Here is a 15046-nt window from a genome sequence, read left to right on the forward strand (position 1 = left end):
CATGACAATGACCCCCGAGCAGGCCGCCTGGTTCCAGGGCACCTTCCAGCGACTGGTCGAGAACGTCGACAAGGCGGTGCAGGGCAAGAAGGAGATCGTCGGTCTCGTGATGGCGTCGATGCTCGCCGAGGGCCACGTGCTCCTCGAGGACGCCCCCGGCACCGGCAAGACGAGCCTCGCCAAGGCGCTCGCGGCGACCGTGCAGGGCACCAGCGCGCGCATCCAGTTCACGCCCGACCTGCTGCCGTCCGACGTCACGGGTGTGACGATCTACGACCAGCAGTCGCACCGGTTCGAGTTCCACAAGGGCCCGATCTTCGCGTCGATCGTGCTGGCCGACGAGATCAACCGCGCCTCGCCGAAGACGCAGTCGGCGCTGCTCGAGGTCATGGAGGAGTCGCGGGTCACGGTCGACGGCGTCACGCACGAGGCCGGTCGCCCGTTCCTCGTCATCGCCACACAGAACCCGATCGAGCAGGCGGGAACCTACAAGCTCCCCGAGGCCCAGCTCGACCGCTTCCTGATCAAGACGTCGATCGGGTACCCCGACCTCGCGGTTACGGAGAGCATCCTCGCCGGAGCATCCGACCGCAACCCGTCGGCCGGCCTGTCGGCGATCATCACCACGAGCGCCGTCGCCGACATGGCCGACCTCGCTGCGACCGTGCACGTCGAGCCGGCCGTGCTGCGCTATGTGGCGGAGCTTGCCGAGGCGACCCGTGAGGACGGCGCGATCCGCCTGGGCGTCTCGGTGCGTGGTGCCATCGCGATGATCCGCATCGCCAAGGTGTGGGCCGCTGCGCAGGGCCGCCACTTCGTGCTGCCCGACGACATCAAAGCCCTCGCGCGGCCCGTGTGGCAGCACCGTCTGCTGCTCGACGCCGAGGCGGAGTTCGCCGGTACGAGCAGCGACACCGTCATCGCTCGCGTCCTCGACGGCGTCGCGGCACCTCAGGCCCGAGCAGCGGCCTGATGACCGCGGAGGCTCTTCAGTCGGCGCCGCCGCAGACGGAACGCGACGCCGGATGGCGTGACATCGCGGCCGTCATCGGCGCGCGCGTGCTGACGCGCCTCCGGAAGATCACCGCGGCGATCCGCCCGCTGGCCTGGGTGCTGATGGCCATCGCCGTCGGCTTCTGGGTGATCGGGCAGATCGCCGGCTGGTCGGAGTTCACGATCGCCGCCGCAGTCATCGCGATCGCCGTGGGCGTGTGCGCGCTGTTCCTCATCGGCCGCACCGCCTACGACGTCTCGCTCGACCTCGCCCGCACCCGTGTGGTCGTGGGGGAGCGCGCGGTCGGCGCTCTCACCCTGGCCAACCGCGGCAGCCGGGCCATTCTGCCCTCGCGCGTGGTGCTCCCCGTCGGCTCCGGCCGCGGCGAGTTCGGCATCCAGCGGCTCGCACCGGGGGAGGAGGCGGAGGAGCTCTTCGCCATCCCCACCCAGCGCCGCGGCGTGGTCAAGGTCGGTCCGGTGAGCGTCGTCCGCGGCGATCCGCTCGGTCTCTTCGAGCGTGCGCACCGCCGTGACGATCCGGTCGACCTGTTCGTGCACCCGCGCACCGTGCTGTTCGACGGCCAGTCGCTCGGCTACCTGCGCGACCTCGAGGGGCTTCCGGCCGCGGACCTCTCCCGCGACGACGTCTCCTTCCACGCGCTCCTGGAGTACCAGCCCGGAGACGACCTGCGTCACGTGCACTGGAAGTCCACCGCCCGGACGGGCACGATGATGGTCCGTCAGTACGAGGAGACGCGTCGCTCGCACTTCGTGATCGGTCTGTCCCGCTCCCTCAACGAATACGCCACGGCAGACGACTTCGAGCTCGGCATCTCCGCAGCGGGCTCGATCGGCCTCCGTGCCCTCCGCGACTCGCAGCGCGTCGACGTGCGCGTGCAGGGCCGGGAGCTGCCCGCCGGCACCGGCAAGCAGCTGCTCGACTCCCTCGCCGCCGTCGAGAACAGCAAGGCGAAGGAGGGTGGCATCGCCGACCTCGCCGGCATCGTCTCGGCCACGATGCCGCTCGCCAGCGTGGTGGTGCTCGTGTGCGGCTCCCGCGTGCCCTCCGACGACCTCCGCCTCGCCTGCTCGCGGCTGCCCTTCGGCGCCAAGGTGCTCGCCGTCGTGACCGACACGACCGCGACCGCACCGACGCTGCGGCGCATCGGCGATGCCGACGTCGTCACGGTCGGCGCGCTCGAACAGATTCCCCTCGCTCTGCAGAAGGTGCTCGCATGACCGCGCCCGCCACCGCGTCCGCCCCGCTGGCCCCGCGGCGTTGGATCCTCGACCTCGGGGCGACGGCGCTCCTCGTCGCGACGTCGCTGGTCGGATTCTGGCCGACCTTCGCCGGGCCCTCCTTCCTCCCCGCCGTCATCGGCGGCATCCTGCTCGGCCTCGCGATCGCGGTCGTCGCGACGTGGCGTCGCTGGGGCATCCTGATCATCGCGGGGCTCACCGTCGCCGCGTACTTCGTGTTCGGCGCGGCGTTCGCGCTGCCGCAGACCGCGATCCTCGGATTCATCCCCACGCTCGAGACGCTGCAGAAGCTCGCGCTGGGCACGGTCACGGCGTGGAAGCAGATGCTCACCACGGTCGCCCCGGTGGCAGCGGCCGACGGGCACCTGATCGTCCCGTTCCTGCTGGCGCTCGTGGTGACCACGCTGACCGCCTCGCTCGCACTGCGCCTGTCGCAGGTCGCGTGGGCGCTGCTGCCGGCCGGTGTGCTGCTCATGCTCGTGATCGCGCTGGGCACGCCGGAGCCGGCCTTCCCCCTCGTGCAGGGGCTCGTGTTCGCCGTGGTGAGCATGTCGTGGCTGGCACTGCGTCAGCTCTGGGCGCCGCAGAACATGGCCGTGTCGGTGAGCGAGGTCGATCCGTCCCGGGCGGCGCACATGCGCACTCGGCGCCTGCTGGCCGGAGTGGCCGTGCTGGCAGTCGCGGGCGGGGCGGGCGTCGCCACGGCCGCGGTCGCGACCCCCGCACAGCCGCGTCACGTGTTCCGCGACGTCATCATCCCGCCTTTCGACATCCGCGACTACCCGAGCCCGCTGCAGGCCTTCCGCAAGAACGTGCGCGATGAGGCCGAGGAGACGCTCTTCACCGTGCAGGGTCTGCCCAAGGGCGCCCGCATCCGCACGGCTGTGATGGACCAGTTCGACGGCATGGTCTACAACGTCACCGACGGCGGTCCGACGTCGTCGAGCGCGTTCGCTCCGCTGCGGTCGAACATGGCGCCGGAGGCCGAGGGCGTCCCCGTCACGCTGAAGTTCGAGATCGACGAGTACCGGGGCGTGTGGATGCCGACGGCCGGCGAACTGTCCGAGATCCGGTTCGACGGCGACCGCGCGGAGGACCTGCGCCGCGGCACCTTCGTCAACACGGTGACCGGCACGGCCGTGGCCACGCCGAAGCTGACTGCGGGCGACGAGTACGCGGTCGACGCCGTGATGCCGAGCGAGCCCGACGACGAGCAGCTGGCCGAGGTGGCGTTCGGCAAGGTGTCGATGCCGAAGCCCAGCAACGTGCCGGAAGAGCTGACCTCGCTGGCCGCCGAGACCGTGGCGGGTGCGGAGACGCCGATCGAGCAGGTGCGGGCGCTGGAGACCTTTCTCTCCGAGGGCGGCTTCTTCAGCCACGGCCTCGAGGGCGAGGTGCTGTCGCGTGCCGGGCACACCGCCGAGCGCATCTCGACGCTCGTCGGCGCCGACCAGATGATCGGCGACGATGAGCAGTACGCCGTGGCGATGGCGCTGCTCGCCGGACAGCTCGACATCCCCGCCCGCGTCGTCATGGGGTACTACCCCGACGACGAGCAGGCGGGAGAAGCGGTCTTCACCGCCACCGGCGACAATGTGCACGCGTGGGTCGAGGTCAACTTCGAGGGCGTCGGATGGATGACGTTCAACCCGACCCCGCCCGAGGACCAGGTCCCGAACGACCAGAACACCAAGCCCCGCGTCGACCCGAAGCCGCAGGTGCTGCAGCCGCCGCCCCCGCCGCAGGAGCCGGTCGACCTGCCGCCGACGCTGCCCGACGACCGCGAGTCGGAGGACGAGAGCCTGAACCTCGCCGGCATCATCGGCGCGATCCTGCTGATCGGCGGGATCTCGCTCGCGGTGATCGCCGTGCTCGCCTCGCCGTTCATCGTGATCGGCGCGTGGAAGGCCGCGAAGCGCCGTTCCCGTCGCGCCGCCGCCCGCACCTCCGACCGCATCAGCGGTGGCTGGGACGAGTTGACCGACCGCGCCGTCGACTACGGAGCGCGTCTGGCCCCCGGCGGCACCCGCATCGAAGAGGCCGCCGTCGTGGCGTCCGCGCTGACGGTCCCGCAGGTGACCGCGCTGGCCGAGCGCGCCGACTCGGAGGTGTTCGGTCCTGCCGAGCCCAGCCCGCAGGACGTGGAGTCGTTCTGGCACGAGGTCGATGAGATCGTCGGCGGACTCGGCAAGGAGGCCGGCTTCTGGAAGCGCGTCAAGGCGCGACTGAGCGTGCGGTCCCTGGTCGGCGGCACGGCGGTCTCGAACGGACTGCAGAACCTGAAGGAAGCGGCGGCCGCGCGCGTTCGTCGCGAACCTGGCACCATCAAGAACAGCACGACGACTTCGTCCTCCGAGAGGGAGACCCCATGACGCAGCCAGCGCTCGATCAGATCGCGCCGATCTCCCGTCGCGCGGTCGCCTACGTCATCGACGCCCTGATCGCCGGCGGACTCGGCCTCGTTCTCGGCGGTGGCCTGCTGCTCGCCTCGATGCTCTCGGGTGGACTCGAGGCCTCGATCACCGTGCTCCTCATCGGCGGCCCCATCGTGAGCCTGGTGCTGCTCGCCTGGTTCATCGTGTACACCGTCATGCAGGCGGGCAAGGGCTCGATCGGGATGCGGGCGAAGGGTCTGCGGCTGGTCTCCGCCGCCGACGGAGAGCCCCTCGGGTTCGGACGCACGCTGCTCCGCAACATCATCTTCGGCCTCGCCGGAGCCATCGTCGTCGGATACTTCAGCCCGCTGTTCGACGGCTCGGGCCGCTTCCAGGGGTGGCACGACAAGGTCGCGTCGTCGCTGATGCTCGACGCCCGGGTGCCCGCGCCGGAACCCGTCGTCGAGGAGGCACCGGTGCCCGAGGCGCCACCGCTCCTGCCGGCACCGTCGTTCGAGCGCCTTCCTCCGGCACCGATGCCGGGATTCGCTCCGGCGGCGCATCCCGCAGCCGCACCGGCACCCGCACAGGCCGCGGAGCCGGCCCCGCCCGCTGCCCCGGCGCCGGTTGCCCGGAGCTTCACGACCCCGGTGCAGGACTCCGGCATGATCGCCTACGTCCCCGGTGTCACTCAGCCGCCATCACCCGTGAAGACTCCCGCGCCGGCAGCCCCGGTCGCTCCGGCAGCTCCTGCCGTCGCGAGCGCTGCTCCCGCACCGGTCGCGGCTCCGCCCGCACCGCCGGCGCCCGTCGCCGCGCCTCCGATTCCTCCCGCACCCGCACCCGCGGCTCCGCCCGTGCCACCCGCGCCGGTGACGCCGGCAGCACCGCCGGCACCGCCGACCCCTCCGGCCGCACCCGCCGCCGCCCCGGCTGCCGCGGCGCCGGCCACCGCACCAGCCACAGCCGCCCCCGCGACGGCCGACGACGATCTCGAAGAGACCCGCATCAGCATCCCGGGGCACCGGCTGGTGTTCACGTGGGACGACGGGACGCGCATCCCCGTCTCGCGTCGCACGGTGTTCGGGCGCAACCCCGCCCCCGAGGAGGGCGTCGTGGTCGTGCCCGTGCGCGACGAGACCCTCTCGCTGTCGAAGACGCATTTCGAGGCCGCAGCCGAGACCTCGGGCGGCTGGATCCTCGACCGTCACTCCACCAACGGGCTGACCCTCGTGCGCGAGGGCCAGCGCATCTCCTGCCCCGCAGGCCAGCGCGTGCCGATCAAGCTCGGCGACGTGATCGAGATCGGCGACCGCGTCGTCATGGTCGGAGGATACGCATGACCCGTCCGCTCATCGTCGCCACTGGCGCCGCGACCCATTCGGGCCTGCGCCGCCCGCTCAACGAGGACTCGTACATGGCGAGCCCGCCACTGTTCCTCGTCGCCGACGGCATGGGCGGGCACGAGGCGGGCGAGCGCGCGAGCGCGACCGTCATCGACGAGTTCGCGCGCTACATCGGCCGGGTCGACCTCGAGCTGGAGGATCTGCTCGAGGCGCTGGCCCGGGCCCGGTCGGCCGTCGAGGCCCTGTCCACCGACGGCAGCGGCCGGGCGGGCACCACTCTGAGCGGCGTCGTCGTCGCCTCGGTCGAGGGGATGGGCTACTGGCTCACCGTGAACATCGGCGACTCGCGTACCTACCGCCTCGCCGACGGCGAGCTCGAGCAGATCAGCGTCGACCACTCGGTGGTGCAGGAGCTCATCGAATCGGGCGAGCTCACCGCGGCGGAGGCTGCCACGGATCGTCGCCGCAACATCATCACGCGGGCGATCGGCGCCAGCAGCACCGGCGACGCCGACTACTGGCTCTTCCCGGCGGAGCTCGGCGATCGGATGCTCATCTGCTCCGACGGTCTGACCACCGAGGTCTCCGACGAGCGGATCACGCAGATCCTGGCCGCCGAGCCCGATCCGCAGCGGGCGGCCGACATTCTGGTCGACGAGGCCGTGCAGGCGGGCGGTCGCGACAACATCACCGTGGTCATCGTCGATGCCGTATCGGTGGCGGCGCGCCGGGGGGCGCTGCTCCAAGCCGACGACGTCGATGCCGACACGCGTCCACGAGAAGCCGCAGCAGGAGGGGTTCGCTGATGCAGACGATCTACCGACCGGGACAGTGGTACCTGATCGTGATTCCGGGCGCCCTGGTGGCGCTGCCACCCGACGCGACGGGTGAGACGGTCGCCGCGCTGTGGGATCGGCTGCCGCGCGAGCGGAGCCTCGCCACGGTCATCGACGTGCTCACGACGCAGGCGGGCGGTTCGTTCGCCGACATGCCGCCGTTCGTCGCGGCCGTGCTGGAGGGCACCGACGCCAGGGTCGCCGTGCGCGGCTCGCTCGCCGTGCGGGTCACCGGCGCGGACGCCGAGGCGCAGACGTTCTCCGGCGCCGACGTCACCACCTGGAGCGAGCGCTTTGTTCCGGGGGTCTCGAAGGTGGAGATCACGGTCGACGAGGGCGGCTCCGGATCCGCGCTCCCCGTGCAGAGCGGCATCGTGCTCGCGGCCGCCGTGAGCGCCGACATCGAGCCGGCCGACGCCGAGGCGATCGCGGTCGCCGCGGGCCCGGCGCCCGTGCTCGATCCGGCATCCGCACCGGTGGCCGCGCCCTCCGTCGTCGCTGCGCCCCCGCCTCCGGTGGCCGGCACCTCGGTCCCGCTGCCGCCGCCACCCGGGGTCGGGGCCGTGCCCGTGGTGTCGGTGCCCGCACCCGACGCGGCATCCGATCTGCCCGCCGTGCCCCCGAGCGACGTCGCCGACGAGACACCGGATGCCGACGCCGATGCCGGCGCCGATGCCGAAGCCGCGGCAGACGTGGCCGACGCCGACATGATCGAGTCGACGCTGGTGCCGGGGGAGGCGACCTTCGCTCCGCCGGTCGACGAGTTCGACCACCTGTGGGGCGCGACCGTGCACACCCCGATCGAGGCCGCCGCGGTCCGCCCGAGCGAGGAGCCGGAGACGCCCGCCGTCGACGCCGGTGCCGCGACCGGCGATCACGACGGTGCGACGATCTCCGCCGAAGAACTCCGCAGTCTGCGACAGAGCGCGCCCGCGGCACCCGAGGCTCCCACCGAGGTCATCCCGGTGGCCGCTGCGGCCCCGGCGTCCTCGGGGCGCATCCGGGTGTCGTCGGGGCAGGTGGTGACCCTCGACCGGACGGTCATCATCGGACGCCGACCGCGCTCCACCCGCGCGAGCGGGGCGAACCTGCCGCATCTGATCGCGGTGGACAGCCCGCAGCAGGACATCTCGCGCAGCCACCTCGAGATCCGGCCGGAGGGCGACACGGTCGTGGTCATCGACCTGCACACCACGAACGGCTCGACGCTGCTGCGTCCCGGCGCCGACCCCATGCGACTGCACCCCGGTGAGCAGACTCTCGTCCTGTCCGGGGATGTGGTGGACCTCGGCGACGGGGTGACCGTCGCGTTCGAGGACCTGCCGTGAACCGACGCCCCTCGCCGCCGCCCTCGCTGCCCGGCTTCACCTATGTGGAGCCGCTGGGCACGGGTGGGTTCGCCGACGTGTTCCTGTACGAGCAGGAGATGCCGCGACGTCGCGTCGCGGTGAAGGTGCTGCTCGCCGACCGCATCTCCAGCGGTGCGGCGCAGGAGTTCGCCGACGAGGCGAACGTCATGGCGATGCTGTCGACGCATCCGGCGATCGTCACGATCTACCAGGCGGGCGTCGCCGGCGACGGTCGTCCGTACCTGGTGATGGAGTACTGCCCGCGGCCGAACCTCCAGATCCGCTCCCGCAAGGAGCCGTTCTCGGTGGCGGAGGCCCTGCGCGTCGGCATCCAGGTGGCCGGAGCGGTGGAGACCGCCCACCGTGCCGGGGTGCTGCACCGCGACATCAAGCCGGCGAACATCCTCGTCACCGAGTACAACCGTCCGGCGCTGACCGACTTCGGGATCGCGTCGACGACCGGTGCGACGGGCGAGTCCTCCGGGATGTCGATCCCGTGGTCGCCGCCGGAGTCGTTCGCCGAGCCGCCGCAGAGCGGTCCGCGCACCGACGTCTGGGCGCTCGGTGCCACGCTGTACACGCTGCTGGCCGGACGCTCGCCGTTCGAGCGGCCGGGCGAGCGCAACTCCAGCGCCGACCTGATCGAGCGCATCGAACGCGCCGCCCTGCCGAACCTGGCCCGCCCCGATTCGCCCGACAGCCTGCAGCGCCTCCTCGACCGTTCGATGGCGAAGAACCCCGACGACCGCTTCCCGAGCGCCGTCGCCTTCGCCCGCGCGCTGCAGAAGGTGCAGATCGAGCTCTCGCACTCGGTGACGCCGATCGACATCGTCGACGATCACCCGCCGGCGGAGGACCTGGAGGACGACGGCGACGGCCTCACCCGCGTGCGGGAGATCGTCAGCATCGACCCGGGGATGCAGAGCGCGACCCGGCCGTCGGCGATGACGCAGCCGAAGGGGCCGTCGGTCGTCGTGCCCGACGCTCCGCGCTTCGAGATGCCGCCGCGTCCCGAACCGGCCGTCGAGCAGACGCAGCGTCGCCGGGATGTGGAGGCGTCCGTCCCGGGCGCGACTCCGTCTCCCGCCGCCCCGGTGGTGCCCGATCGCGATGACCGCACCATCGTGCGGCCGCCGCAGGTCGTGCAGCCGCAGGCGCCGGTCGCGGCGCCCCGGATCGAGCCGGCGGCGCCCGCCGCATCGGCCGCCGCGCCCGCCCCGGTCGCCGAGGCGGCCGACCACCCGCAGCGCAGCCGCAGGGGACTGTGGATCACTCTGGCTGCCGTGGCGGTCGTCGTCGTGGTCGTCGGCGGGATCTTCGGCCTGAACGCCCTGGTCGCGAACCTCGGCACCGAGCCGCAGCCCGAGGCCACCGCGCAGGAGGTCGACCCGCAGGACCCGGTCTCCGATGCGGTGCCCAAGGTCACCGAGCTCACCGGCACACGGCAGGGCGACCAGGTGACCTTCACGTGGACGAACCCCGATCCGGTCGAGGACGACAGCTTCATCTGGTCCGAGACGGGTGGTGCGGCAGACGGCGCCGTCCGGCAGGCGCCCGACGAGACGGTCACGTTCACCCCCGCGTCGTCGGGCGAGGTGTGCATCGAGGTGATGCTGCGTCGCGGCGACGGGCGTGCTTCCGAACCCGTCACGGGGTGCGTCGGATGACCGCGCCCGCGGCAGTCACCGTCGAGTTCGCGGGGGAGTACTTCCCGATCGAACCGGGGAGCCGCTTCATCGTCGGGCGCGAGGGAGACCTCGAACTCGACGACAACCTCTTCCTGCACCGCCACTTCCTCGAGATCAGCGACGGCGAGGGGCTCTGGTGGCTCGCGAACGTCGGCACGCGCCTCACCGCGACCGTGACCGATTCGGCGGGCGGTGTGCAGGCGTGGCTCGCCCCCGGTGCGCGGCTGCCCCTGGTGTTCGAGACCACGACGATCGTGTTCAGCGCCGGTCCCACCACGTACGAGCTGGTGCTGCACGCCGCCGAGCCGACGTTCCGCGCCACCAAGCGCGAGCACGACGACGGGGGCGCCTCGACCATCGGCGACGTTCCCCTCACGCAGAGTCAGAAGCTGCTGATCCTCGCGCTGGCCGAACCGCAGCTTCGTCGCGACGGCACCGGCATGAGCGAGATCCCTTCATCGGCGGCCGCCGCCGAGCGTCTGGGCTGGACGGTCACGCGCTTCAACCGCAAACTCGACAACGTGTGCGACAAGTTCGACCGCATCGGCGTGCCGGGTATGCGGGGAGGTCAGCGCAGCTTCGCGACCAACCGCCGCGCGCGACTGGTCGAGCACGTCATCGCCTCACGGCTGGTGAGCAAAGACGACCTCCCGCTGCTGGATGCCCCGCAGCCGAGTGAGGCAGAGGGAGAGAACGAGTGAAGGTACGGCTGACCCTGCTCCGTCAGGGCGCGGCATCCAGCGACATCGAGGTCACCGCTGAGAACACGGCGACGATCGGCGAGATCGCCGCGATGATCGTCCGGGCGGACCCGCTCGGATCCTTCGCCACCGCCGATCCGACCGCGGTGACGCTGGAGGCGTACAGCTCGGTGGTCGCCGGCTCGGGTGACCTGCTCGCGCCGGAGTCGACCTTCGCGCACGTCGGTCTCGCGCACGGAGCGACCGTCCGGGTGGTGCCCGCCACGTATCAGCAGCGCCCGGTGATCGGTCGCATGGAGGTCGGCACGGGGCCGGGAGCGCGATCGATCGCGCTCACCCGCGGCACGATCGTGCTCGGCCGAGACGACACCTGTGATGTCGTGATCGACGATCCGCTGGTGTCCAAGCGCCATGCGCGGCTTGAGATCGGCGATCGCGTCGAGATGATCGACCTGAACTCCGCGAACGGCATCCTGATCGACGGGGCCTCTGTCGTGCGTCTGGTCGCCGCAGAGGGGGAGCTCGCCGTCGTGATCGGCGACACCCCGATCACGGTCAAGGTCGAGCCCGATGCCGCAGCGCCCTCGCCGGCCGTCGCCTCGATCCGCCAGGTCGAGTTCGTGCGATCGCCGCGCGTCGAGGAGCGCTACCTCGGCGAGGAGCTCGACGGCACGGATCTGCCCGTCCCCGCCCGCAAGCAGCCGTTCCCGATGCTCGCGCTCGTCGCCCCGGTGCTCATGGGCGGCGCGATGTTCGCCTTCACCCAGAGCCCCATGTCGCTGATGTTCGTGGCCCTGTCGCCGCTGCTCATGATCGGCACCTGGGTCACGACCAGGAACCAGAACAAGCAGGAGCTCGAAGAGGACAAGAAGCGGTTCGAGGAACAGCTGGAGCGTCTGGACGCCCGCCTGCAGAGCGAGCGCGAACGCGAGATCGACGTGCGACGGCGCGAGGTTCCGCTGCTGCGCGAGGTCAGCGACGCCGCGCTCGCGGCCGGACCCACCATCTGGACGCGTCGAGCCGAGCACTGGTCGTTCCTGCACGTGCGACTCGGTATCGGCGACACCGGCTCCCGCAGCTCCGTGAAGGATTCCAACGGCCGGGATCGTGCGATCCCCGAGTACGTGGAGAAGCTCGACGCGGTGATCGATTCCACCAGGATCGTGCCGCAGGTGCCGATCCTGGAAGACCTCAAAGACGTCGGCGCGCTCGGCATCGCCGGCCTCGGCGGTCGTTCCACGGGATACGCCCGAGCGCTCCTCGCCCAGATCACCGGCCTGCACGCGCCCGGTGACGTCGGCGTCGTGGGCCTGTGGGGCCCGCGCTGGGGTGCGCAGCTCGCCGACGCGAAGTGGCTGCCGCACGCCTGGTCGGCGCAGGCCGCGCTCGGTGTGCAGCCGATCGGCGACGGTCCGTCGTCGGCGGGGCAGATCGTCGCCCGTCTCGAAGAGCTGATCGACACGCGCTCCAGCCGTGGCGGTGAAGCCGTCGAGCTCGGTGCACTCCAGGCCGAGAAGGCCGCGACGAACAGCGGCTCGAAGGTCGGCGAGGATTCCTCGCGCAACCGGAACGACTCGGTGCCGAAGCCGGCGATCGTGGTGCTGATCGCGCCGGATGCGCCGATCGACCGCGGCCGCCTCATCCAGCTCTCCGAGCGCGCCGCCATGCGCGGGATCTTCCCGGTGTGGCTCACCGAGGATGCGGCCGCACTCCCGGCATCCTGCCGCACGTTCGTGGAGCTCGGTCAGACCGACAGTGCGCACTTCGTGCGACTCGGTGAGACGGTGGACAACCTCTCCGTCGACGAGCTCACGCGCGAGCAGTTCGCCGTCTTCGCCCGCGCCCTGGCCCGCCTGACCGACGCCGGCGAGGTGGCCCTCGACCGCAGCGACGTGCCGCGGACCATCTCGATGCTGCACCTCCTCGGGCGCGACATGGCCACCCAGCCCGAGAGCGTCGTCGACCGCTGGACCCAGAACGACTCGCTCCATTCCCGGCGCAAGTCGGGTTCGGCGCGGCGCTACCAGCCGAAGCTGCGCGCCCTGGTCGGCGCCGGCGCAGAGGGTGCGTTGCAGCTCGATCTGCGCCAGCAGGGACCGCACGCCCTGGTGGGTGGGACGACGGGCTCCGGCAAGAGCGAGTTCCTGCAGGCATGGGTGCTCGGCATGGCGACCGAGTACAGCCCGGAGCGCCTGACGTTCCTGTTCGTCGACTATAAGGGCGGCTCGGCGTTCGCCGACTGCACGAGCCTGCCGCACTGCGTCGGCATCGTGACCGACCTGAACGAGCACCTCGTGCGCCGCGTGCTGGTGAGCCTCCGGGCTGAGCTGCACTACCGCGAGCACCTGTTCAACCGCAAGAAGGCCAAGGACATCCTCGAGCTCGAGCGCGCCGGCGACCCTCAGGCCCCGCCCGCGCTGGTGCTGGTGATCGACGAGTTCGCCGCTCTCGCCAAGGAGGTCCCGGAGTTCGTCGACGGCGTGATCGACATCGCGCAGCGCGGTCGTTCGCTGGGCATCCACCTGATCATGGCCACGCAGCGTCCGGCCGGTGTCATCAAGGACAACCTGCGCGCGAACACGAACCTCCGTGTCGCCCTGCGCATGGCGGATGAGACCGACAGCAACGACGTGATCGGCACGAAGGACGCCTCGCTGTTCGACCCGGGCACACCGGGTCGAGGCATCGCGAAGACCGGCCCCGGCCGCATGACCCTGTTCCAGTCGGCGTACGCCGGTGGCTGGAGCCTCGGCGAGAGCGACGGCGTCGATGTGGCGATCGCCGCATTCGGCACCACCGACCAGGGGCCGTGGGAGCTGCCCATCGACGAGAACGCGGTCGTGGTCGATGAGGACCTCGGTCCGAACGATCAGCAGCGGCTCGTCAGCACCATGGTGCTCGCCGCTCAGGCGGCCCAGGTCGAGAAGCCGCGTCGGCCGTGGCTCGACGAGCTGGCGCCCACGTTCGACCAGCTCAAGCTGCCGCAGCGCACCGACGCTGCCCTGCTGCTCGGCGTCGTCGACCAGCCGGAGCGCCAGGAGCAGGTGCCGTTCCATTTCCTGCCCGACACCGAGGGCCACATGGTGATCTACGGCACCAGCGGCGCCGGTAAGAGCGCCGCGCTGCGCACCCTCGCGGTGTCGGCCGGCATCACGCCGCGCGGCGGCCCCGTGCACGTGTACGGGCTCGACTTCGGCTCCGGCGCGCTGCGGATGCTGGAGCCGCTGCCGCACGTGGGCTCGGTCATCTCGGGCGACGACGCCGAGCGTGTGGCCCGGCTGTTCGCGACGCTGCGCAGCGAGCTCGATCGTCGTGGTGACGCCTACTCCGCGGTGGGCGCGGCGACCCTGACCGAGTACCGCGCGCTGTCCGGCAAGTCCGACGAGCCGCGCATCGTGGTGCTCATCGACGGCTTCGCGGCGTTCCGCAACGACTACGAGGCCGTGATCGGTCGCTCCGACACCTACAACGCCCTGCAGGAGGTGCTCTCCGACGGACGAGCGGTCGGCATCCATGTGGTGCTGTCGGCCGACCGGTTCCAGAGTATCCCGAGCGCGCTGAACGCGATGATCCAGCGCCGCGTGGTGCTGCGCATGTCCGACACCGACGCGTACAACATCCTCAACGTCCCCAAGGACGTGCTGAACCCGGAGTCGGTGCCCGGACGCGCGATCGTCGGCGAGAACGAGGCGCAGATCGCGATCGTCGGGGGCACGCGCAGCATGAAGGAGCAGTCCCTCGCGATCGAGCGGATGGCGGCATCCATGTCGCGCCGTGGTGTGCCGGATGCTCCGCCGGTGCGGGCGCTCCCGCTGAGCTACCGCATCGACGAGGTCCCCGCTCTCCTCGGCGACCAGCTCGTGGTCGGGCTCTCGGACGCCGATCTCGGCCCGTTCGGGATCGAGCCGACCGGCACGTTCGTGATCGCCGGCCCTCCCGCGAGCGGGAAGAGCAATGCGCTCGCGGCGATCATCCAGCAGATGCTGCGGGCACGGCCGGGCACGCCCACGCTGTACCTCGGGTCGTCGCGCTCGCCGGTGAAGAACGCGGTGGCGTGGACGGCTTCGGCGGCCGACGGCATCAGCGGCACGGCGGCCGTCGCCGAGATCGTCGAGAAGGCCGAAGCCGGTCTCAAGCCGGTCGTGGCCGTCGAGGGCGTGGCGGAGTTCGCGTCTTCGCTGCTGGAGATGCCGCTGTCCGACCTGGTCAAGCGGGCCGGTCGCGGCGAGCTGCTGCTGCTGTTCACGGGCGACACGAGCGAGTGGACGAGCAACTTCGGTCTGCTCGGCGAGATCAAGCAGTCGCGCCGCGGCGTGGTGCTCCAGCCCGAGACGATCGACGGCGAGCTCGTGCTCAAGGCGCCGCTGCCGCGGATCGGTCGGGGCGAGTTCCCGGTGGGTCGCGCGGTGCTCGCGCAGCGCGGAAAGGTGGTGCGTGTGCAGTTCCCGCTCGTCATCCCCGAGACCGTCTGAGCGCACATCCGAGACCCGATGGG

Annotated in this window: 9 protein-coding genes; all 9 read left to right on the forward strand. The window is 71.5% G+C overall.

Annotated elements, in window-relative coordinates; genetic code table 11:
• The first annotated feature begins 1 nt into the window (after nucleotide 1).
• The 9 genes from CQ034_RS17410 to CQ034_RS17450 are packed head-to-tail and all read left to right on the forward strand — an operon-like array spanning nucleotide 2 to nucleotide 15023.
• The gene (locus CQ034_RS17410; RefSeq protein WP_029261313.1) at nucleotides 2-973 is read left to right on the forward strand and encodes a MoxR family ATPase; all 972 of its coding nucleotides are present in this window, start codon (nucleotides 2-4) and stop codon (nucleotides 971-973) included.
• Nucleotides 973-2235, forward strand: a complete 1263-nt coding sequence (locus tag CQ034_RS17415; RefSeq protein WP_029261314.1) for a DUF58 domain-containing protein — start codon at nucleotides 973-975, stop codon at nucleotides 2233-2235. The genes CQ034_RS17410 and CQ034_RS17415 overlap by 1 nt, the downstream gene beginning before the upstream one ends.
• Nucleotides 2232-4628, forward strand: a complete 2397-nt coding sequence (locus CQ034_RS17420; RefSeq protein ID WP_105712060.1) for a transglutaminase-like domain-containing protein — start codon at nucleotides 2232-2234, stop codon at nucleotides 4626-4628. The genes CQ034_RS17415 and CQ034_RS17420 overlap by 4 nt, the downstream gene beginning before the upstream one ends.
• On the forward strand, nucleotides 4625-5974 hold the full coding sequence (locus CQ034_RS17425) for an RDD family protein (protein ID WP_105712061.1): 1350 nt from the start codon (nucleotides 4625-4627) through the stop codon (nucleotides 5972-5974). Before CQ034_RS17420 ends, CQ034_RS17425 begins: the two co-directional genes overlap by 4 nt.
• On the forward strand, nucleotides 5971-6783 hold the full coding sequence (locus CQ034_RS17430) for a PP2C family serine/threonine-protein phosphatase (protein ID WP_029261272.1): 813 nt from the start codon (nucleotides 5971-5973) through the stop codon (nucleotides 6781-6783). Before CQ034_RS17425 ends, CQ034_RS17430 begins: the two co-directional genes overlap by 4 nt.
• A complete protein-coding gene (locus CQ034_RS17435; protein WP_105712062.1) occupies nucleotides 6783-8141 on the forward strand; it encodes an FHA domain-containing protein in 1359 nt (452 codons plus the stop codon). Before CQ034_RS17430 ends, CQ034_RS17435 begins: the two co-directional genes overlap by 1 nt.
• Nucleotides 8138-9829 (forward strand): serine/threonine-protein kinase, encoded by a 1692-nt coding sequence (locus tag CQ034_RS17440; RefSeq protein WP_105712063.1) that lies wholly within the window; start codon nucleotides 8138-8140, stop codon nucleotides 9827-9829. The genes CQ034_RS17435 and CQ034_RS17440 overlap by 4 nt, the downstream gene beginning before the upstream one ends.
• Complete coding sequence (locus CQ034_RS17445; protein ID WP_029263897.1) at nucleotides 9826-10551, forward strand: hypothetical protein; 726 nt, start codon at nucleotides 9826-9828, stop codon at nucleotides 10549-10551. Before CQ034_RS17440 ends, CQ034_RS17445 begins: the two co-directional genes overlap by 4 nt.
• The gene (locus CQ034_RS17450; protein WP_105712064.1) at nucleotides 10548-15023 is read left to right on the forward strand and encodes an FtsK/SpoIIIE domain-containing protein; all 4476 of its coding nucleotides are present in this window, start codon (nucleotides 10548-10550) and stop codon (nucleotides 15021-15023) included. Before CQ034_RS17445 ends, CQ034_RS17450 begins: the two co-directional genes overlap by 4 nt.
• Nucleotides 15024-15046: the final 23 nt, after the last annotated feature.

The organism is Microbacterium sp. MYb45 (assembly GCF_002979655.1).
Lineage (GTDB): Bacteria > Actinomycetota > Actinomycetes > Actinomycetales > Microbacteriaceae > Microbacterium.